The organism is Mycolicibacterium sp. Y3 (genome assembly GCF_051188035.1).
In the GTDB taxonomy this organism is placed as follows: Bacteria; Actinomycetota; Actinomycetes; order Mycobacteriales; family Mycobacteriaceae; genus Mycobacterium; species Mycobacterium fluoranthenivorans.
Window position 1 is genome coordinate 5541760 of the sequence record NZ_JAVQLT010000001.1, and the last position, 20432, is coordinate 5562191.

General features: G+C 66.5%; 21 protein-coding genes. 6 read left to right on the forward strand and 15 right to left on the reverse strand.

Annotated elements, in window-relative coordinates; all coding sequences use genetic code 11:
- Positions 1-94: 94 nt before the first annotated feature.
- Positions 95-787 carry a LuxR C-terminal-related transcriptional regulator gene (locus tag QN239_RS27090; RefSeq protein WP_499015021.1) on the forward strand — a complete coding sequence of 231 codons (693 nt, stop codon included), beginning with the start codon at positions 95-97 and terminating at the stop codon, positions 785-787.
- 1 nt (position 788) lies between these two features.
- Here the strand turns inward: QN239_RS27090 and QN239_RS27095 are convergent, their stop codons facing one another.
- The 8 genes from QN239_RS27095 to QN239_RS27130 form a co-directional block, all read right to left on the reverse strand.
- Positions 789-1190, reverse strand: a complete 402-nt coding sequence (locus QN239_RS27095; protein ID WP_499015023.1) for a hypothetical protein — start codon at positions 1188-1190, stop codon at positions 789-791.
- A gap of 201 nt (positions 1191-1391) precedes the next feature.
- Entirely contained in the window at positions 1392-2582 is a 1191-nt protein-coding gene (tuf, locus tag QN239_RS27100) for an elongation factor Tu (RefSeq protein WP_090359967.1), read from the reverse strand.
- 84 nt (positions 2583-2666) lie between these two features.
- On the reverse strand, positions 2667-4769 hold the full coding sequence (gene fusA / locus QN239_RS27105) for an elongation factor G (RefSeq protein ID WP_090359970.1): 2103 nt from the start codon (positions 4767-4769) through the stop codon (positions 2667-2669).
- A 76-nt stretch (positions 4770-4845) separates the two neighbouring features.
- Positions 4846-5316 (reverse strand): 30S ribosomal protein S7, encoded by a 471-nt coding sequence (gene rpsG / locus QN239_RS27110; protein WP_090359972.1) that lies wholly within the window; start codon positions 5314-5316, stop codon positions 4846-4848.
- Positions 5316-5690 carry a 30S ribosomal protein S12 gene (rpsL, locus tag QN239_RS27115; RefSeq protein WP_090359975.1) on the reverse strand — a complete coding sequence of 125 codons (375 nt, stop codon included), beginning with the start codon at positions 5688-5690 and terminating at the stop codon, positions 5316-5318. Before rpsL ends, rpsG begins: the two co-directional genes overlap by 1 nt.
- A 340-nt stretch (positions 5691-6030) precedes the next feature.
- Positions 6031-6597: a TetR/AcrR family transcriptional regulator gene (locus tag QN239_RS27120; protein WP_090359977.1), complete on the reverse strand. Its 567-nt coding sequence runs from the start codon at positions 6595-6597 to the stop codon at positions 6031-6033.
- 70 nt (positions 6598-6667) lie between these two features.
- Positions 6668-7201 carry a DUF3558 domain-containing protein gene (locus QN239_RS27125; RefSeq protein ID WP_499015029.1) on the reverse strand — a complete coding sequence of 178 codons (534 nt, stop codon included), beginning with the start codon at positions 7199-7201 and terminating at the stop codon, positions 6668-6670.
- 1 nt (position 7202) lies between these two features.
- Positions 7203-7748 carry a DUF3558 domain-containing protein gene (locus tag QN239_RS27130; RefSeq protein WP_499015032.1) on the reverse strand — a complete coding sequence of 182 codons (546 nt, stop codon included), beginning with the start codon at positions 7746-7748 and terminating at the stop codon, positions 7203-7205.
- Between the two features lie 158 nt (positions 7749-7906).
- On the opposite strand from QN239_RS27130, the gene QN239_RS27135 reads away from it, so the two are divergent.
- From QN239_RS27135 to QN239_RS27145, 3 genes are all read left to right on the forward strand, one after another.
- Positions 7907-8254, forward strand: a complete 348-nt coding sequence (locus QN239_RS27135; RefSeq protein ID WP_235632970.1) for a DUF3060 domain-containing protein — start codon at positions 7907-7909, stop codon at positions 8252-8254.
- 94 nt (positions 8255-8348) lie between these two features.
- Positions 8349-8942, forward strand: coding sequence for a M15 family metallopeptidase (locus QN239_RS27140; protein ID WP_499015034.1), 594 nt, complete (start codon positions 8349-8351; stop codon positions 8940-8942).
- Between the two features lie 31 nt (positions 8943-8973).
- Complete coding sequence (locus tag QN239_RS27145) at positions 8974-9375, forward strand: DUF3060 domain-containing protein (protein WP_167156823.1); 402 nt, start codon at positions 8974-8976, stop codon at positions 9373-9375.
- 10 nt (positions 9376-9385) lie between these two features.
- Here QN239_RS27145 and QN239_RS27150 read toward each other — a convergent pair whose 3' ends face one another.
- From QN239_RS27150 to QN239_RS27165, 4 genes are all read right to left on the reverse strand, one after another.
- Complete coding sequence (locus tag QN239_RS27150) at positions 9386-10138, reverse strand: crotonase/enoyl-CoA hydratase family protein (RefSeq protein WP_499016985.1); 753 nt, start codon at positions 10136-10138, stop codon at positions 9386-9388.
- An 86-nt stretch (positions 10139-10224) separates the two neighbouring features.
- Positions 10225-10929, reverse strand: coding sequence for a PaaX family transcriptional regulator C-terminal domain-containing protein (locus QN239_RS27155; protein ID WP_499016986.1), 705 nt, complete (start codon positions 10927-10929; stop codon positions 10225-10227).
- A 4-nt stretch (positions 10930-10933) separates the two neighbouring features.
- Positions 10934-11857: a crotonase/enoyl-CoA hydratase family protein gene (locus QN239_RS27160; protein WP_499015036.1), complete on the reverse strand. Its 924-nt coding sequence runs from the start codon at positions 11855-11857 to the stop codon at positions 10934-10936.
- Complete coding sequence (locus tag QN239_RS27165; protein ID WP_499015038.1) at positions 11854-13476, reverse strand: acyl-CoA dehydrogenase family protein; 1623 nt, start codon at positions 13474-13476, stop codon at positions 11854-11856. The genes QN239_RS27160 and QN239_RS27165 overlap by 4 nt, the downstream gene beginning before the upstream one ends.
- 54 nt (positions 13477-13530) lie before the next feature.
- Between QN239_RS27165 and QN239_RS27170 the strand changes: the two genes are divergently transcribed.
- The gene (locus tag QN239_RS27170; RefSeq protein WP_499016987.1) at positions 13531-13854 is read left to right on the forward strand and encodes a cupin domain-containing protein; all 324 of its coding nucleotides are present in this window, start codon (positions 13531-13533) and stop codon (positions 13852-13854) included.
- On the opposite strand, the gene QN239_RS27175 is transcribed toward QN239_RS27170, so the two are convergent.
- Both QN239_RS27175 and QN239_RS27180 read right to left on the reverse strand, forming a co-directional pair.
- Positions 13839-14651 (reverse strand): extracellular catalytic domain type 1 short-chain-length polyhydroxyalkanoate depolymerase, encoded by an 813-nt coding sequence (locus tag QN239_RS27175; protein WP_499015039.1) that lies wholly within the window; start codon positions 14649-14651, stop codon positions 13839-13841. The two genes, QN239_RS27170 and QN239_RS27175, sit on opposite strands and share 16 nt — an antisense overlap.
- A 4-nt stretch (positions 14652-14655) precedes the next feature.
- The gene (locus QN239_RS27180; RefSeq protein WP_090360001.1) at positions 14656-15405 is read right to left on the reverse strand and encodes a deoxyribonuclease IV; all 750 of its coding nucleotides are present in this window, start codon (positions 15403-15405) and stop codon (positions 14656-14658) included.
- A 139-nt stretch (positions 15406-15544) separates the two neighbouring features.
- Here QN239_RS27180 and QN239_RS27185 point away from each other — a divergent pair, with 139 nt between their 5' ends.
- Positions 15545-16378, forward strand: coding sequence for a putative endonuclease domain-containing protein (locus tag QN239_RS27185; RefSeq protein ID WP_499015041.1), 834 nt, complete (start codon positions 15545-15547; stop codon positions 16376-16378).
- A 95-nt stretch (positions 16379-16473) separates the two neighbouring features.
- Here the strand turns inward: QN239_RS27185 and QN239_RS27190 are convergent, their stop codons facing one another.
- Positions 16474-20427, reverse strand: a complete 3954-nt coding sequence (locus QN239_RS27190; protein WP_499015042.1) for a DNA-directed RNA polymerase subunit beta' — start codon at positions 20425-20427, stop codon at positions 16474-16476.
- Between the last annotated feature and the right edge of the window lie 5 nt (positions 20428-20432).

Genomic DNA, 20432 nt, shown 5'->3' on the forward strand with positions numbered 1-20432 from the left:
CTTCGGACGATGCGGGCGTTGCTAAGAGTAGGGTTCTGATCCGAAGACTGCGGGGGTGCACACTCGGTGATCTCATCGACCTCAGGCGAAATGCATGAATAAGGCCAAAGATCTGGGCGTGCCGAACCCCCGGACCGCCATTCCGGTCGCCCTAATTGACGACCACGACGTTATTCACGCCGGGGTCAAGGCCTGGTTTGCCGACGCCGATCCGCCCATCGACCTCGTCGCCGACTACCCCGACCCGTCATCCTTCCTGGCCGAACACCCTCGAGGTGACGGCTCCATCGAGGTCGTACTCTTCGACCTGCAGTACGAGCGTTACCGGCCCGAGTTCGAGAGCCTCAGCGAAGTCTGCGCCGCGGGGCATCGGGTGATCGTGTATTCCCATATGTCGACCGACGAGGTCATCCTGAGCAGTCTCGACGCCGGCGCGATGACCTTCCTCGGCAAGGGTGAAGACAAGCAGCACCTCTTCGACGCGATCTACGCCGCGCACTCGAACACGCCCTATGTCGGTCCACGGATGGCGAAGGCCCTGTTCAACGACCGCACCGTCGGCCGCCCCGGATTGAGCACACGCGAACGCGAGGTGCTGATCGCCTGGTTCCAGACCGAGAACAAGGAATTCGTCGCCAAACGCCTGTTCATCGAACCGTCGACGGTGCGCACCCACCTGCAGCGCGCGCGAGCCAAGTACGCGGCGGTGGGCCGGCCCGCTCCCACCAAGGCGGCACTGATCGCCCGGGCCGTGCAGGACGGCATCCTCAGCATCGACGATCTGTAGCTCAGATACCCGGACCTTTGACCCCCGGCGGGCACGGAGTAGGCAGGAACAACGACCAACACCAACCCTCGGGCAGTGGCGGCGTGAGGTTCGGCGGTGGTGGCGGTGGGGCCGGGGGCAGTTCGCCCTCGAAGATGTTCTGGGCCACATTGCCCTGACCGTGATAGACGTACCAATACGTGTGGCAGACGTTGTTGTCCCACACCACCGGGTTCACTCGCAGGTTGCCGGTCTGCACCGGCGGATCGCCCGGGCACCAGCGGCACGGACCCTCCGGGCTGTCCGGCGGGCAACCGGGCCAGCTGCCACCGGGGGTTGCCTCGGCGGTGGTGGCACTGAACCCGCTGCCGGCGACGGCCATGCCGATCGCCAGCAGCGGGGCGGCGAGATAGCTGATCTTCATGCCGACGAGTACATCGCCCGACAACGGCTACCGATCCCACACTCTCGGCACCGAGATCGACATTCGGCCGAATTCCACTCGCACAAACCGGCCCAAATGTGCGTTTGGGCGCAGGGTACGCATACGAAAGCGGCGCCCACCCGAAGGTGAGCGCCGCTTCGCGGTAAAGCTAGATCACTCAGATGATCCTGTAGGCGGAGCCTACTTAATGATCTTGGTGACCCGGCCGGCGCCGACGGTGCGGCCACCCTCACGGATCGCGAACCGCAGGCCCTCGTCCATGGCCACGGGCTGGATCAGCTTGACGGAGATGTCGGTGTTGTCACCGGGCATCACCATCTCGGTGCCCTCGGGAAGGGTCACCACGCCGGTCACGTCCGTGGTACGGAAGTAGAACTGCGGGCGGTAGTTGTTGAAGAACGGCGTGTGGCGGCCGCCTTCGTCCTTGGACAGGATGTAGACGCTGCCCTCGAACTCGGTGTGCGGGGTGGTGGTGCCCGGCTTCACGATGACCTGGCCGCGCTCGACATCCTCGCGCTTGATGCCACGAACCAGCAGACCGACGTTGTCACCGGCCTGGCCCTGATCCAGCAGCTTGCGGAACATCTCGACACCGGTGACCGTGGTCTTGGTGGTGCCGGGACGGATGCCGACGATCTCGACCTCTTCGTTGACGTTGATCACGCCACGCTCGACACGGCCGGTGACGACGGTGCCACGACCGGTGATGGTGAAGACGTCCTCGACGGGCATCAGGAACGGCTTGTCGGTCTCGCGGATCGGGTCCGGGATCGACTCGTCGACGGCGTCCATCAGATCCTCGACGGACTTGACCCACTTCGGGTCACCCTCGAGGGCCTTGAGTGCGGACACCTGGATGACCGGGGCCTCCTCGTCGAAGTCCTGAGCGGCCAGCAGCTCGCGGACCTCGAGCTCGACGAGCTCCAGGAGCTCCTCGTCGTCGACCATGTCGGACTTGTTCAGCGCCACCAGGATGTAGGGCACACCCACCTGGCGGGCCAGCAGCACGTGCTCGCGGGTCTGCGGCATCGGGCCGTCGGTGGCGGCGACCACGAGGATGGCACCGTCCATCTGGGCCGCACCGGTGATCATGTTCTTGATGTAGTCCGCGTGACCGGGGGCGTCGACGTGTGCGTAGTGACGCTTGTCGGTCTGGTACTCCACGTGGGAGATGTTGATCGTGATGCCACGAGCACGCTCTTCGGGCGCATTGTCGATCTGGTCGAATGCGCGCGACTCGTTCAACTCGGGGTACTTGTCGTGCAGAACCTTGGTGATTGCTGCAGTCAGCGTGGTCTTGCCGTGGTCAACGTGACCGATGGTCCCGATGTTGACGTGCGGCTTCGTCCGCTCGAACTTCGCCTTCGCCACTGTGGTGTCCTCCTGGACTTGTTGGTGCTTTGTTTAAAGCAGGTGTGTTGATGTGTTCAGTTGTGCGGTCTGCAAGGTACCGGACTACTGCCCGGTCGCCTTCGCGATGATCTCCTTCGACACGTTCGCCGGAACTTCGGCGTACGAGTCGAACACCATGGAGTAGTTGGCCCGGCCCTGGGTCTTCGACCGAAGGTCGCCGACGTAGCCGAACATCTCCGACAGCGGCACCTGCGCCTTGACGACGCGCGCACCGCTGCGCTCCTCCATGGCCTGGATCTGACCACGGCGGGAGTTCAAGTCGCCGATCACATCGCCCATGTAATCCTCGGGCGTGGTGACCTCGACAGCCATGATGGGCTCCAGGATGACCGGCTGCGCCTGTCCGGCAGCCTTCTTCAACGCCTGCGAACCCGCGACCTTGAAGGCCATTTCCGAGGAGTCGACGTCATGGTAGGCGCCGTCGAGCAGCGTCACCTTCACGTTGACCAACGGATAACCGGCCAGCACGCCGTACTGCATGGCGTCCTGTGCACCCGCGTCGACCGACGGGATGTACTCGCGCGGGATGCGGCCACCGGTGACCTTGTTCTCGAACTCGTAGGTCGCGCCGTCCTCGCCCTCGAAAGGATCGAGGCTGATGATGACCTTCGCGAACTGGCCGGAGCCACCCGTCTGCTTCTTGTGGGTGTACTCCACGTTCTGCACGGCGCGCTTGATGGTCTCCTTGTAGGCCACCTGCGGCTTGCCGACGTTGGCCTCGACCTTGAACTCGCGCTTCATGCGGTCGACCAGGATGTCCAGGTGCAGCTCGCCCATACCGCCGATGACGGTCTGGCCGGTCTCCTGATCCAGGTGCACCTTGAAGGTCGGATCCTCTTCGGCGAGCTTCTGGATCGCGGTGCCCAGCTTCTCCTGGTCACTCTTGGTCTTGGGCTCGATGGCCACCTCGATCACCGGATCGGGGAAGGTCATCGACTCCAGCACGATCTGGTTGTTCGGGTCGCTCAAGGTGTCACCGGTGGTGGTGTCCTTGAGGCCGATCACCGCGTAGATGTGGCCGGCGGACGCCGTTTCGACCGGGTTCTCCTTGTTGGAGTGCATCTGGAACAGCTTGCCCAGCCGCTCCTTCTTGCCCTTGGTCGAGTTGATGACCTGCGCACCGGAGTCGACCTTGCCCGAGTACACCCGGACGTAGGTCAGCTTGCCGAAGAACGGGTGGGTGGCGACCTTGAAGGCCAGCCCGGAGAACGGCTCGTCGGCCGAGGGCTTCCGGGAGATGATCTCGTCTTCCTTGCCCGGGACGTGGCCTTCGGCGGCCGCGACGTCCAGCGGCGTCGGCAGGTAGTCGATGACCGCGTCGAGCATGGGCTGCACGCCCTTGTTCTTGAACGCGGAGCCGCAGAGCACCGGGTAGGCCGCGCTGCTGACGGTCAGCTTGCGCAGGCCCGCCTTGATCTCCTCGACCGTGAGCTCTTCGCCGCCCAGGTACTTCTCCATGAGCTCGTCGTCAGCCTCGGCGACGGCCTCGATCATGGCGGTGCGGTACTCCTCGGCCTTCTCCTGCAGATCGGCCGGGATGTCGACGACGTCGTACTTCTCGCCGAGCTTGGTCTCGCCGCGCCACACCTTGGCCTTCATCTCGACCAGGTCGACGACGCCCTCGAAGTCGTTCTCGGAGCCGATCGGCAACTGGATCGGAATCACGTTCGCGCCGAGGCGGTCCTTCATGGTCTGCACCGAGAAGTAGAAGTCGGCGCCCAGCTTGTCCATCTTGTTGACGAAACAGATGCGCGGGACGTCGTACTTGTCGGCCTGCCGCCACACCTGCTCGGACTGGGGCTCGACACCTTCCTTACCGTCGAAGACGGCGACGGCACCGTCGAGCACGCGCAGCGAACGCTCCACCTCGACGGTGAAGTCGACGTGGCCCGGCGTGTCGATGATGTTGATCTGGTTGTCGTTCCAGAAACAGGTGGTCGCAGCCGAGGTGATGGTGATACCCCGCTCCTGCTCCTGCTCCATCCAGTCCATCGTCGCGGCGCCGTCGTGCACCTCACCGATCTTGTACGAGATACCGGTGTAGAAGAGGATGCGCTCGGTCGTCGTCGTCTTGCCGGCGTCGATGTGCGCCATGATGCCGATATTGCGGACCTTCGTGAGGTCGGTGAGCACGTCCTGTGCCACGGCTAGATTCCCACTCTTTCGCTTGCTTGGTTGCTATTGGTGTTTCCGCCGACGCCACTCCGCGTCGGCGTCGAGATCACCAGCGGTAGTGCGCGAAGGCCCGGTTCGCCTCGGCCATCTTGTGGGTGTCCTCGCGTCGCTTGACGGCGGCACCCAGGCCATTGCTGGCGTCCAGAATCTCGTTGGCGAGACGCTCGACCATCGTCTTCTCGCGGCGGGCCTTGCTGAAGCTCACCAGCCAGCGCAGGGCCAGAGTGGTGGAGCGGTCGGCACGGACCTCGACGGGGACCTGGTACGTGGCGCCACCGACGCGGCGGCTGCGCACCTCGAGGGCGGGCTTGACGTTGTCCAGCGCGCGCTTGAGGGTGACGACCGGATCGGTACCGGTCTTGTCGCGAGCCTGCTCCAGCGCGCCGTAGACGATGCGCTCTGCCAGCGACTTCTTCCCATCGAGCAGGACCTTGTTGACCAGCTGGGTGACCAGCTGCGACCCGTAAACCGGATCATTGACCAACGGGCGCTTCGGTGCGGGACCCTTGCGCGGCATCAGCTCTTCTCCTTCTTCGCGCCGTAACGGCTACGTGCCTGCTTGCGGTTCTTGACACCCTGGGTGTCCAGCGAGCCGCGGATGATCTTGTAACGCACACCGGGGAGGTCCTTCACACGACCACCGCGCACCAGCACCATCGAGTGCTCCTGCAGGTTGTGGCCTTCACCCGGGATGTAGGCGGTGACCTCGACCGAGCTGGTCAGGCGCACACGTGCGACCTTCCGAAGCGCCGAGTTCGGCTTCTTCGGGGTGGTGGTGTACACGCGAGTGCACACGCCACGGCGCTGCGGGCTGCCCTTGAGGGCCGCGGTCTTCACCTTCGCGACCTTGTCGCGGCGACCCTTGCGGACCAGCTGGTTGATGGTTGGCATGTACCGGCTTTCTGTTTCTGCTCTGCTTGCGTAAGTCTCTGTACTGCTGTTTTCGCCCTACCGCTTACCCCGCGATCGGGCGTGTCGCACCCACCAGAAACCCATCGAATCGATAGCATTCCGATGCCTGCGGACATACGAATCCGCCCGGCGCGCAGGCATGCCGACCATTTTGAGGCAGCATGCGGCCCTGTCGACCAGGCACGGGGATCCACAATACCAGGGTGGCCCGCGCGCAACCAAACCCGTGCGTAGCGGCCTTATCGCAGGTCAGACACCACAGGTTGGAAGGGCGTCAACCCCGTGCTTGATGCCCCGTCGCTTCGCTCGCCCCGGACGGCTAGCGCCTCTGCATCCCCGCTGCCAGCCGGAGCACCATATCGGTGAAGACGGCGTCGGTATCGACATCGTCCATGACCCCCGTCATCTCCAGCAGCACGAAGCCATGCAGGGCCGACCAGAACTCCAGCGCCGCATAGAACGCGTTCTCGCCGTCGAGCCCGTAGGAGGCCAGCGCCGCCAGCACCGGCTCGGCCGCGGCCCTGGTGGCCGCCGTGTATTCGGGGTCGTCGCCACCCAGCGGCATCCGGGTGAACGCCGAGTACCGCCCCGGGTGGTGATGGGCGTAGCTGCGGTAGGCACTGGCCATGGTGACCACGGCGTCCTCGCGGGTCCGGCCCTCACCCACGGTGTTGAGCATGCCGATGATGTCGTCGATCACCCGCATCCGCACCGTGCGGCGCAGGTCGTCCAGGCTCTGCACGTGGTTGTAGAGCGAGGGCCCCTTGGTGCCGAGCTGGGTGGCCAGGGCGTTGATGGTCAGTGCGTCCCAACCCTCGCGGTCCAAGAACACCAATGCCGAGTTCACGATGGCATCGCGACTGAGTTTGGTCACCCGCGCTGCCATATTCGCTTAATCCTTCGCTCGGCCGACCGTGTTCTCATGGACACCCGGCATTTCGGGTTAACGAAGGACTCTAGTTCACGCGGTCCTGGCTGAGCTGCGCAAGCCGCTCGGTGATCGAGCAGAGGTCGGGCAGCATGGCCGGATTCATCGTCTGGATCGACCACGTGATGACATCGTCGCCCTTGGCGACATAAATGCTGCAGGCATTGGCGTCGAAGGCCTTGAATCCCCGGTTGCCGTCCACCGACAGTTCGGTGAGCGTGCGCCCGGCGTTCTGCTCCAGTGCGCGCTCGGTGTCCATATCACTGCCGCGATACCACCAGGTCGAGATGCCCATACCCGCCCCGAACGAGCCGATGAGCGTGCTCTCCTGCCAGAAACAGCCGGCGTCGCTCACCACCGCCTGGCTGAACATCGCCTTTCCGGCCGCCGCGGTGATATCCGCGTCCGTGATCCCGTTGCAGTCGGCTCCGCGGAAACCGGGGTGCTCACCAGCCGCCGGGGCCGGGGTACGGGGCTTGTCCCGCTCCCCCACCGCACCGCACCCGGTGCTCAGCGTGGCCGTCGCGCACACTGCGAGCAGTACCGTCAGCGCCCTGGTCATGTCAGAGATCCGATTTCAGGGTGGCCGACAACAACTTCTCCGCATCCGGGCACGGGTCGGCACTGTTCTGGTGCCGGTACTGGACCCACCAGCTGAGCACCCCGCCCCCACCCGCAGCGGTCGCCGAGCACGCCACCCCGATCCCGTCCCGGCGAGCCAGGAAGGCCTTGTGCCGTTCGATGACCGTGTCGGTGATCTGGGCGCCGCGCTCACCGGCGAGGGCACGCTCACGATCGAGGCTGCCGGAGTCGAACCAGGCGAACACCACGTCGACCACGGCCTTCTCACGGTCCAGGACGTATTGACACACCGCACCGCTGTACGGCCGGACCACGTTGTCGGCGCCGAGGGTCTGCGCCACCGTGCTGTCCTCCAGCAGGCCGCACCGGTTGTCGGCGTAGCCGTAGCTGCGCTCGTCGGACGGGCCGCCGGGTGCGGCGGACTGCGCACTGCCGTCCACCGTCTGGGTGCACCCGGCCAGGGCAGGGATCATGGCGAGGACCACCGCGACGACCATCGCCACTGCTCGATTGCCGCGCCCACGCATCGAGCACACGCTACCGAGCAGCACCGTCCGCGGCGACCCGTCGAACCGAACCGGCCAACCGGCGATAACACGTTCTACCGAGGCCCCAGGCAACGTACTCTTCTCTCATCCATAGGAAGGTGGCGAACGTGACCGTGCAGAGAAGCCGACGGACCGCGGTGGCATGCGCCCTGGTGATCCCGTCCGTCCTGACCGTCCTCGCCCCGCCCGCCGACGCCAAGAACGGCGACACCCACATCACCGGCCAGGGTGTCGTGCAGACCCTGGATTGCAACAACGCGACGCTGTTCGTCACCGGCACCGGCAACACCATCAACGCCAAGGGCACCTGCTGGGGCGTGGCGCTGCAGGGGTCGTCGAACATCGTGATCGCCGACAACGTCATCAACGACATCACGGTGTACGGCTACGACCAGACCGTGATCTACCACGACGGCGATCCGGCCGTCATCGACCGCGGTCGCGAGCTCGGCATGGCCAATCGCATCAACCGCGCACCCGCCTGATCTTGTGCGGAGACTGCTCGGTGTCGTCGTCGTGTGCGTCGTCGCGGTGTGCTCCGTCGCGGCATGCGCTCCGGCCCCGTTGCAGGTGAGGCCGATGTCCACCACGGTTCCGGTGCCCCCGGTGTCGGACGCGGCCGCAGCGGCGGGTTTCGTCGATGTGCGCACCGTCGTCCCCGACGCTGTCATCGATCTGCGCTATGCCACCGCGGACAACTTCGTGGGTGTTCCGCTCTACCCCGCCGGCGCACGCTGCCTGGTGCACGAATCACTGGTTGATGGCCTGACCACCGCGGCGTCGCGGTTGCGTGCCGACGGGCTGGTACTGGTGTTCTGGGACTGCTATCGGCCGCACGATGTGCAGGTCCGCATGTTCGATGTGGTCTCCAACCCGGCCTGGGTCGCCAAACCCGGCCCCTACTCGAAGAGCCACGAGTCGGGACGATCGGTGGACGTGACGACCGCGAGTGCCGCCGGATTGACCGAGATGGGCACCGGTTTCGACAGCTTCACCCCGGAGGCCCACGCCTTCGCCACCGAGGGCGTGAGCGCGATCGCGCAACAGAACCGCGCACAACTGCGCGCGGCAATGGTGGCCGGCGGCTTCACCCCATACGCCGGCGAATGGTGGCATTTCGACGGTCCCGGCGCGGGTGAGCGACGGCCCATCATCGATGTGCCCGTCACCTAATCTGGGAGGACCACCGGTGAATAGAGGAGTCATGCGTCTACACATCGTCGGGCCGCTGACGGCGGCCGTTCTGGTGCTCGGACTTGCCGGGTGCGGGACGAGCGACACCAAGCCTGCCCCCACCGCCACCGCCGGTACCTCCGGCGCGCAGGTGGAGATCGGCAACACCATCAACTACGGCTCGTTCGGCACCACCGCCGAAATCGACTGTGCCGAGGGCAAAGCCCTCAACATCGGCGGCTCCAACAACACGCTGACCGTGAAAGGCACCTGCTCCAGCGTGAACGTCGGCGGCGCGGACAACAAGCTGACCTTCGACCACGTGGACAAGTCGATCAGCGTGGTCGGCCTGAACAACACCGTGGTCTACAAGGACGGCGACCCCAAGGTCGACGATCTCGGGTCGGGCAACAAGATCAGCAAGAGCCCGTAGGCCCGTCCGATCAAGCCTGGGCGCCGTGCCGGCCGGCGCCGTCGGCGAAGCGCTTCGCTCCGGCGACCGACTCGGCGGCCACCGTCTGCAGGCTGGCGAACTCGAAATCCATTGCCGCCTGCTCGGATTCACCCCACTGCCGCATTGCCGAAAGACGATCTGCACGCAGGCACAACTGCGGCAGCGCGGCCAGTTCGGCAGCCAGTTCCTCGGCCGCCCGGCGGGCATCGCCTTTGGGCACTACCCGGTTGGCCAGGCCGATCGCCAGGGCCTCCGCGGCGTCCACCGCACGGCCGGTGAGGATGAGATCCATGGCACGGCTGTGCCCGATCAACCGCGGCAACCGGACGGTGCCGCCGTCGATCAGCGGAACCCCCCAGCGCCGGCAGAACACCCCGAACACGGCGTCCTCCTCGGCGATCCTCAGGTCGGCCCACAGCGCCAGTTCCAGGCCGCCGGCCACGGCGTAGCCACTCACCGCGGCGATCACCGGTTTTGACAACACCATCCGCGTCGGTCCCATCGGGCCCGGCCCGGTGCGGTGGGTCTGGTTCATCTCCGGTGTGCCGAAGGCCTTCAGATCGGCTCCGGCACAGAAAGTTCCGTTCTCCCCCCAGAGCACGGCGACGGCAGCCGTGTCGTCGTTGTCGAACTCGTCGAACGCGGCGTACAGCTGCGCCGCGGTGGGGCCGTCGACTGCGTTGCGGGCCTGCGGGCGGTCCATGATCACCGTAGTGACGGGTCCGTTGCGTTCCACCCGCACCGAATCGGTCCCCCCGGTCGCTTCTATCTCCCCTGCTTCCGCCGCTCCTGTCCCCCCGGTCGCTACGCTCCTGCCCGCCGAATCCGTCATCTCGCCTCCACCTTGTCGCGCAGCGCCACCAATTCCGCCGCGAAGTCCTGATACGCCCGCCGCAAGTCCGCACCCGGCCAGTCGGCGGGCACGAGTTCGGCGGGTAACACGGGGTCGGTGACCAGGTGCCGGACGATGCCCGCGGCGGCCACGAACCGCGCCGGCACATCGGCGGCGGCGTGCATCTCGGCCAGCAGGCGCCAACCCGTCTGAGACCACGCCTGCAGATCCCACAACAGCGACGCGAGCCCGGCCGGATCGTCGTCCCGCGAGTGCAGTACCCGAACCCGGTCCGCGGCAGGAACCGGCTGGGCCAGATTGTCCGGCCGCAGCCACAACCCCTCACGAAGTTCGCCGAACCTGTTCTGAACCAAAGTATTCCGCAGTTCCGCGCGGCTACGGGCATCAGCCCCCACGGCCGTGATCGCCAACGTGATCCAGTCGCCGTCCCAGGTCCGGATCTGCGGGGCGATGGCATCGTCCTGCCTGCGTTGCCGCGTGAGCAGCCGTTCCGACAGCCGGTAACCGTCGTCGGAGCGAACCAGATCGCCCGCGCCGACCATCCGGGTCAGCGCCACCCGCAGGGTGGCCTCCTTGATATCGAAATCCGATGTCAGATGGATCAATTCGGCCACCGAGGCCCAGGCGGGGTGCGCACCGAGCAGCACACTCAGCACCACCGACCGAGCCGTCAGGCGCAGCACCTCAGACCCCCGACGTGCGCCGGCCGTGATCCCCCAGCGGTTCGTCGCGGTGGCGCACCGCCTCGCGGAAGCCGTGCGCGGTCGCGTCGGCCACGAAGGCATGGCCCTCCGGCGTATGCCGGGCGATCCCGTCGAAGACCGTGCTGACCATCTGACTGGTGGCCACGCCCTGCTGCAACAGCGCGGTGTTGCAGGCCAGCTTGGCCATGATGAGCTGGTTGATCGGCATCGCAGCAATGCGCCCGACCAGCCGCTCGGTGCGCTCATCCAAGTCCGCCGGCTCAGGGGCCTCTACGGCCAGGCCCCATTCGGCCGCCTGCGCCCCGGTGAGGCAATCCCCGGTGAACAGCAGCCTTTTCGCGCGCTGGTCGCCGAGGCGGTGCGCCCACAGGCCCGCCGCCGGCACCCCCCAGACCCGCATCGGCGGGTAGCCGATCTTGGCGTCGGAGGCGGTGATCACCTGGTCGGCATGCAGCGCGATATCGGTGCCCCCGGCCACGCAGTAGCCGTGGATCTTGACCACCGTCGGTTTGTCGGCCCGCATCAGGCTGGAGAACCCCCGCACGAACCGGCTCATCATCTGGTAGTCGATCATCGGGTCCCAGGGCCGGTCGGGGAGATGGTTGACGGCCTGGGTCCGGCCGTCCAGCACGGTCCCGTCGTAACGGCCCGCCCCGCCCGCGGACGAGGTGCCGTCGGCGTAGGCGCTCAGATCGAATCCCGCACAGAACCCCTCCCCCGCACCGGAGACGAGGATGACGTGCACCGCCGGGTCAAGGTCGGCCTGTTCTACGCACGCCGCGAGCTCCAGCGGGGTATCGGCGACGATCGAGTTGCCCTTCTCCGGGCGGTTGAAGGTGATGCGGGCGACGCGATCGGTGACCTCGTAGGTCATCGTTTTCAGCGGCACTGTCTGCAGGCTCATCCTTTGACCAGGGCGCGCTCGATGATCGGCGACAGGTCCAGCCCGGCCGGCAGCGTGCCATAGGCTCCGCCCCACGCCCCGCCGAGCCGGCTGGCCAGGAACGCCTCCGCGACCGCGGGATGCCCGTGCCGGATCAACAGCGCGCCCTGCAGGGCAAGGCTGATGTCCTCGGCGATCTTTCGGGCCCGATACTCGATACCGTCGACATCGCCGAGTTGCGCCTTCAGCCCGGCGACGTGGGCATCCAGCCTGGGCTCGGAGGTCTGGGCCAGCTCGTCGAAAAGCACGTCGACGCATTCCGGTCGGGTTGCCATGGCACGCAACGTGTCCAGCGCACTGACGTTGCCCGATCCCTCCCAGATTCCCATCAGCGGGGCTTCGCGGTACAGCCTGGGCATACCGGATTCCTCGGCGTAGCCGTTGCCACCGAAGCATTCCATGGCTTCGGCGGCATGTGGGGTCGCGCGCTTGCACACCCAGTACTTCGCCGCGGCCAAACCGATACGGCGCAACAGGGTTTCGCGTTCGTCACCACGTACCGCGGCGTCGGTGGCCCCGGCCATCCGCATGGCCAGCATGGTGGCGGCTTCGGCCTCGACGGCCAGGTCGGCCAGCACGTTGCGCATCAGCGGCTGGTCGATCAGATAGGCGCCGAAGGCCTTGCGGTGCTGGGCATGGTGCACGGCACGGGTCAGGCCGGTGCGCATGCTGGTGGCGCTGCCCAGGGTGCAGTCCAGCCGAGTCAGGTTGACCATCTCGATGATCGTCTTGACGCCGCGACCTTCCTCGCCCACCAGCCATACGGTCGCGTCGTCGTACTCGATCTCGCTGGAGGCGTTGGCGTGATTGCCCAGCTTGTCCTTGAGCCGCTGGATGAACATCCGGTTGCGGCTGCCGTCCGGCAGCACCCGGGGCAGGAAGAAACAGCTGAGCCCGGTTGGGGCCTGTGCCAGCACCAGGAAGATATCGCCCATCGGGGCCGAGGTGAACCACTTGTGGCCGCGCAGCGTGTAGCTGCCGTCGCCGTTGGGGGTGGCTTGGGTGGTACCGGCGCGCACGTCGGAACCGCCCTGCTTCTCGGTCATCGACATACCCGCGGTGAGACCGGCTTTGGTGGCGGGGACCTTCAGTTCCGGGTCGTAGACCCGGCTGGTCAGCAGCGGCTCGTACACCGCCGCTAGCTCGGGATTGCAGCGCAGCGCCGGCACCACGGCATAGGTCATCGAGATGGGACAGACGTGGCCCGGCTCGGGAGTCCAGACCGACATCTTGGCCGCCCGCACCACATGGGCACCCGGCCGGTCATCGGCCCATGGCGCGGCGTGCAGTCCGTGGTTGACCGCCGCATTCATCAGCTCGTGGTAGGCGGGGTCGTATTCGACCTCGTCGACGCGATGGCCGTAGCGGTCGTGGGTGTGCAGGATCGGGACGTTGCGGTCGGCCAGGTCACCCCAGCGCTGAGCGCGCCGGCTGCCCCCGAGCGCGCCGACCTCGTGCACCTCGTCGATGCCCCATTCACCGCCCTCCCGGATGAGCGCTTCGGCCAGCGCAGGGAAGGTGGCGGCGTTGTAGTTCTCCAGCGGCGGGACCTGATTGGTCACGAGATGGGTATCCGGCATTCCTCCACTGTTACATTTTGCCGACAACTGCACAAGATCTGTAATGTGACGGTCGTGAAGCCCAACTCCGTCGTCCGTGCCGCCGATCTGGAACTGCGCCTGGAGCCGGTACCCGACAGCTCCGCGCGCACCGGCGTACACACCCTCACCGAGTTCGGTGGTCTGGAGCTCGGCATCTGGGAGATGACGCCCGGGGTGATGACCGACGTCGAGGCCGACGAGGTGTTCGTCGTGCTGTCCGGCGCGGCGACAGTCGAATTCGCGGACGGCACCGCACCATTGGCGCTCGGGCCCGGTGACGTGGTGCGATTGGCAGCGGGAGCCGAGACGGTGTGGACCGTGACCGAGACCCTGCGCAAGGTCTACTTGGCCGGGTGAGCGGCGAAGAACTGCCATAGCCGGTCGGTGGCGAACCCCGGCCACTCATGGCCGCCGCCGTCGACCGTCATCAGCGTCACCCCGCGTCCATCGGCACATTCGGCCACCGACGTGGTGACCGATCCATCGACGGTGACCGCGGGCGCAGCACACTGATCGACGTTGCGCCAGAACGTGTTCACCGTCGGCACCGACGGCCCGTCGATATGCGCGAAGCCCTCACCCCGGCCGCCGCCGTAACGGATCCGGCTGTCCGCAGTGCCGTGGATGTGCAGCACCGACGTCGGGCGCGGGGCCGGGCAGGGATCCAACTGCGTCGCGGAGTCCGGGCCGATCGCGGCGAAGATCGCGGTGTGGCAGGCCAGGGCGTACGTCATCATTCCGCCGTTGCTGATCCCGGTGGCGTATACCCGCTTCGGATCGACATCGACCTGACGGGCGGTATCGCTGACGGCCGCGGCGACGAAACCGACGTCATCGACACCATCGGCGGCCGACCGTCCGCAACAGCCGCCGCCCGCGTTCCAGGCGCGGCCCAGTCCGTCGGGGTAGGCGACCGCGAATTTCGCGATGTCGGCCAACCGATCCCAGCCATAGGCTCGCTCGGCCTGGGCGGCACTGCCGAACCCGCCGTGCAACATGACCACCAGCGGAGCCTGGGCGGGCAGCCCGTCCGGGACGTATAGCAGGTAGGTGCGGTCCCCCAGATGGTGCACGGTGGATCCGGCGGCCGCCGCGCTGAGTCCGGTGCAGCCCGCGGTCAGCAGGGCCACCGCCAGCAACGCGGCCAGGCGCACGGGCCTAGACGTTCTCGCGGAGGAAGGCGATATCGTCCTTGCGGCCCTCTTCGGAGGTCTCGCAGATGACGGGCGCGGCGGCGGCCTTCACGACGGCGGCCAGCAGTTGCGGATCGATCTGTCCCAGACCGAAATTGGCATGCCGGTCGGCGCCCGAACCGGCCGCGTCCCTGGAGTCGTTGCAGTGCACCAGGTCGATACGTCCCGTGATGGCCTGGATCCGCTCCACCGCGTCGATCAGGGCCTCCCCCGCCGCCCACGCGTGGCAGGTGTCCAGGCAGAAGCCGATTCCCTTGTCACCGATGTGATCCCACAACCGGGCGATGGTGTCGAACTGGCGGGCCATGGCGTGATCACCGCCGGCGGTGTTCTCCAGGTACACCGGCACGTCGGTGTTGAGTGCGTCCAGGGCCTTGACCCAACGCTCGAATCCGGCCTCGATGTCCTTGTCGTCGGCATGTCCGCCGTGCACGATGACGGCGGTGGCGCCGATCGCCGCGGCGGCGTCACACGTATCCTGCAGGATCTTGCGCGAGGGAATGCGCACCTTGTTGTTCGCCGACGCGACGTTGATCAGGTAGGGCGCGTGGACGTACAGCGGAACCGCGGAGGCACGCAGCGTTTCGGCATCCTCACGCGGCGCCGGCTTCTTCCAGCTCTGCGGGTTGCCGAGGAAGAACTGCACCACGTCGGCGCCGTCTGCGGTGGCGGCGGCCAGGGGATCTGCATTGTCGACATGCGAACCGATGAGCACGCCGTCCAGTCTAGGTGCGTGGCCCGACAGCGCCCGCGTCGAGCGTGAATCCGCTGCGCCGCAGACTCCGATTTTCCGCAGAAGTTTCACACTCGATTTCTCAGAGCTGTCACAACCGAGGCGGCCTGAGACTTCAATCATGGGAGACCCGTTCCTCGGCAGCGAAGCCTTGGCATCCGGGGCGTTGAACTCCCACACGCTGCGCACCCGTTTCACGGCCGTCTATCCGAACGTCTACGTCGACAGCGCTCTCACGGCGAGCAGCCGGGCCCAGGCCGCATGGTTGTGGTCGAAGCGGCGCGCCATCATCGCCGGTAACTCCGCCGCCGCCCTGCACCGCGCGCCATGGGTCGGGGCACACGAGCCCGCCGAGCTCATTCACGACAACCGACACCCCCCACGAGGCATCCGAACCTTCGCTGACCGTATCGAGCAGGACGAGATCGTGGAGATCGGCGGTATGCCCGTGTGTTCTCCGGTCCGCGCCGCGCTCGACATCGGCTGCCGGCGTCCACTCGACGCTGCCGTCGCCGCGATCGACGCCCTGGCCCATGCGACCCACCTGGAGTTCGTCGCGGTCGAGACGCTGGCGGCGCGGTACCCCGGCCGGCGCGGACTGCGGAACGTCAGGCGAGCGCTCGAGCTGGTCGATGCCGGAGCCGAGTCTCCGCGCGAAACCTGGCTGCGGTTGCTGATCATCCGGGCCGGATTTCCACGGCCCCAGACGCAGATCACCGTTCGCGACGAGTACGGCTATCCGTTCGCCCGGGTGGACATGGGCTGGGAGAACCTCAAGATCGGGGCCGAGTACGACGGCGGTCAGCACCGCGTCGACCCGGAGGTCTTCGCCCGCGACATCCACCGCCTGGAGGCATTGGCGAACCTCGGCTGGGTCATCGTCCGGGTGACGAAGCGCGACCCCGAGCGCGGCATCATCAACCGTCTCAACCGAGCCTTCGCCCGCCGAGTGTGAATCCCCTGCGGCGCAAACGCTTCCACATCGCAGACGTTTCACACTCGACGCACGAAAAAGGCCCCCACGCGACGTGGGGGCCTCTTCCGTACGAACTAGCGGTAGTCCGAGTAACCGTAATCGTCCAGCGGCACGGCAGCACCGGTGCTCTGGCCGAAGTCCGGGCTGTAGTACTGATCCTCGTAAGACGGGATCGTGTACGCCGCAGCGCGGGCCTCTTCGGTCGGCTGCACCTGGATATCGCGGTAACGGGCGATGCCGGTACCGGCCGGGATCAACTTACCGATGATCACGTTCTCCTTCAGACCCTGCAGCTTGTCGCTGCGGCAGTTGATCGCCGCATCGGTCAGCACGCGCGTGGTCTCCTGGAACGACGCCGCCGACAGCCACGAATCCGTGGCCAGCGACGCCTTGGTGATACCCATCAGCACCGGACGTCCGGCCGCGGGCTCGCCGCCCTCGGCCACCACGCGACGGTTCTCGACCTCGAACTCGGCACGCTCGGTCAGCGACCCGGGCAGGAACTCCGTCGCACCCGAATCGATGATCGTGACGCGGCGCAGCATCTGCCGGACGATGACCTCGATGTGCTTGTCGTGGATCGACACACCCTGGGCCCGGTAGACCTCCTGGACCTCCTTGACGAGGTGGATCTGCACCTCGCGCGGGCCCTGCACACGCAGCACCTCGTGCGGATCGGCAGCACCCTCCATGAGCTGCTGGCCCACGGTGACGTGGTCACCGTCGGAGAGCAGACGCTCGGAGCCGTCGTCGTGCTTGAACACCTTCAGGCGCTGGCGGCGGGTGAGCTTGTCGTAGACAACCTCTTCGCTGCCGTCGTCGGGAACGATGGTGATCTTGTAGAACTTGTCCGTCTCTTCGAGCCGGACCCGTCCCGTGACGTCCGCGATCGGGGCACGGTTCTTCGGCACGCGGGCCTCGAACAGTTCCTGCACACGGGGCAGACCGCCGACGATATCGGCGCCACCGGTCACACCACCCTGGTGGAAGGTACGCATGGTCAGCTGCGTGCCGGGCTCACCGATGGACTGCGCGGCGACGATACCGACGGCCTCGCCGATGTCGACGAGCTTGCCGGTGGCCATCGAGCGGCCGTAGCACATGGCACACACACCGGTACCCGTGGTGCAGGTCAGCACGGAGCGGACCTTCACCTCGGTGATACCGGCCGCCAGCAGGGCATCGATCGCCGGGTCACCCAGGTCGTGGCCACGGGCGACGACGACGTTGCCGTCGGCGTCCACCGCGTCGGTGGCCAGGGTGCGGGCGTACGCCGAGGTCTCGATGTGCTGATCGCGCACCAGGGAACCGTCGGCCTGCTTCTCGGCGAGAGTGACGTTGATACCACGCTCGGTCTCACAGTCGTTCTCGCGCACGATGACGTCCTGCGACACGTCCACCAGACGACGGGTCAGGTAACCCGAGTCGGCGGTACGCAGCGCGGTGTCGGCCAGACCCTTACGGGCACCGTGGGTGTTGATGAAGTACTCCAGCACGGTCAGGCCCTCGCGGAACGAGGACTTGATCGGACGCGGGATGTACTCACCCTTCGGGTTGGTCACCAGACCCTTCATGCCCGCCAGGGTGCGGGTCTGGGTCAGGTTGCCCGTCGCGCCGGACTTCACGATCGTGATGATCGGGTTGTCCTCGGGGTAGTACGCCTCCAGCGCCTTACCGACCTCTTCGGTGGCCTGCTGCCAGATCTTCACCAGCTCGCCGTTGCGCTCGTCGTGGTTGAGCTTGCCGCGCTGGTACTGCTTCTCGATCGAGTCGGCCTCGCCCTCGTAGCGCTCCAGGATCTCCTGCTTCTGCGGGGGAACCAGCACGTCGGCCATCGACACGGTGACACCCGAACGGGTGGCCCAGTAGAAGCCGGCGTCCTTGAGCTTGTCCACGGTCTGCGCGACGACGATCATCGGGTACCGCTCGGCAAGATCGTTGATGATCGACGCCTGGGCCTTCTTGAACATCTGCGCGTTGACGAAGGGGTAGCCCTTCGGCAGCAACTCGTTGAACAGCACGCGACCCAGGGTGGTCTCCGCGGTCCAGGCGTCGCCGGGCTTCCAGCCGTCTTCGAACAGCTCGGCCTCGACCGCGGCCGGCGGACGCTGCTGCGTCAGCCGCACCTTGATCTTGGCCCGCACCGACAGCGCACCGCGGTCCAGGGCCATGATGGCCTCGGCCGGGCTGCTGTACGCACCGGTCTCCGGGGTGTCCGTGGCGGCCGGCGTGTATTCGCCGGTATCGCCGGGGATCTCGGTGGTCAGGAAGAACAGCCCGGTCACCATGTCCAGACGCGGCATGGCCAGCGGGCGGCCCGACGCGGGCGACAGGATGTTGTTCGAGGACAGCATCAGGATGCGGGCCTCGGCCTGCGCCTCGGCGCTCAGCGGCAGGTGCACTGCCATCTGGTCACCGTCGAAGTCGGCGTTGAACGCCTCACACACCAACGGGTGCAGCTGGATGGCCTTGCCTTCCACCAGCTGCGGCTCGAAGGCCTGGATACCGAGGCGGTGCAGGGTGGGTGCACGGTTCAGCAGCACCGGGTGCTCGGCGATGACCTCTTCGAGGACATCCCACACCTGGGGACGCTGACGCTCGACCATGCGCTTGGCGCTCTTGATGTTCTGCGCGTGGTTCAGGTCGACCAGACGCTTCATCACGAACGGCTTGAACAGCTCGAGTGCCATCAGCTTGGGCAGACCGCACTGGTGCAGCTTGAGCTGCGGGCCGACGACGATGACCGAACGGCCCGAGTAGTCGACGCGCTTACCGAGCAGGTTCTGACGGAACCGGCCCTGCTTGCCCTTGAGCAGATCGGACAGCGACTTGAGCGGACGGTTGCCCGGACCCGTGACGGGCCGGCCACGACGGCCGTTGTCGAACAGCGCGTCCACCGACTCCTGAAGCATGCGCTTCTCGTTGTTGACGATGATCTCGGGTGCGCCGAGGTCGATCAGTCGCTTGAGCCGGTTGTTGCGGTTGATCACGCGGCGGTACAGGTCGTTCAGGTCGGAGGTGGCGAAGCGGCCACCGTCGAGCTGAACCATCGGGCGCAGCTCCGGCGGGATCACCGGAACGGCGTCGAGCACCATGCCCATCGGGGAGTTGCGGTTCATCTGGAACGCCGCGACGACCTTCAGACGCTTCAGGGCGCGAAGCTTCTTCTGGCCCTTGCCGTTCTTGATGGTGTCGCGCAGCGACTCGGCCTCGGCGTCGATGTCGAAGCTCTCGATGAGCTTCTTGATCGACTCCGCGCCCATGGCGCCGGTGAAGTACTCGCCGTAGCGGTCCTGCAGCTCGCGGTAGAGCACCTCGTCCACGATGAGCTGCTTGGGAGCCAGCTTGGTGAAGGTGGTCCAGATCTCGTCGAGCCGGTCCAGCTCACGCTGGGTCCGGTCGCGCAGCTGGCGCATCTCACGCTCGCCGCCGTCGCGCACCTTGCGGCGCACGTCGGACTTGGCGCCCTCGGCCTCCAGCTCGGCCAGGTCGGCTTCGAGCTTCTGCGCCCGGGCCTCCAGGTCGGCGTCGCGCTGATCCTCGACGGCCTTCTTCTCGACGACCATCTCGGCTTCGAGCGTGGACAGCTCGTTGTGGCGCATCTCCGTGTCGACGGAGGTGATCACGTAGGCCGCGAAGTAGATGATCTTTTCCAGATCCTTCGGGGCCAGGTCCAGCAGGTAGCCCAGACGGCTGGGCACACCCTTGAAGTACCAGATGTGCGTGACGGGCGCGGCCAGCTCGATGTGGCCCATCCGCTCACGACGCACCTTGGCGCGAGTGACCTCGACGCCGCAGCGCTCACAGATGATGCCCTTGAAGCGCACACGCTTGTACTTGCCGCAGTAGCACTCCCAGTCGCGAGTCGGTCCGAAGATCTTCTCGCAGAACAGGCCGTCCTTCTCGGGCTTGAGCGTGCGGTAGTTGATGGTCTCCGGCTTCTTGACCTCGCCGAAGGACCAGTTGCGGATGTCGTCCGCGGTCGCGAGACCGATACGGAGTTCATCGAAGAAGTTGACGTCTAGCACGTAAC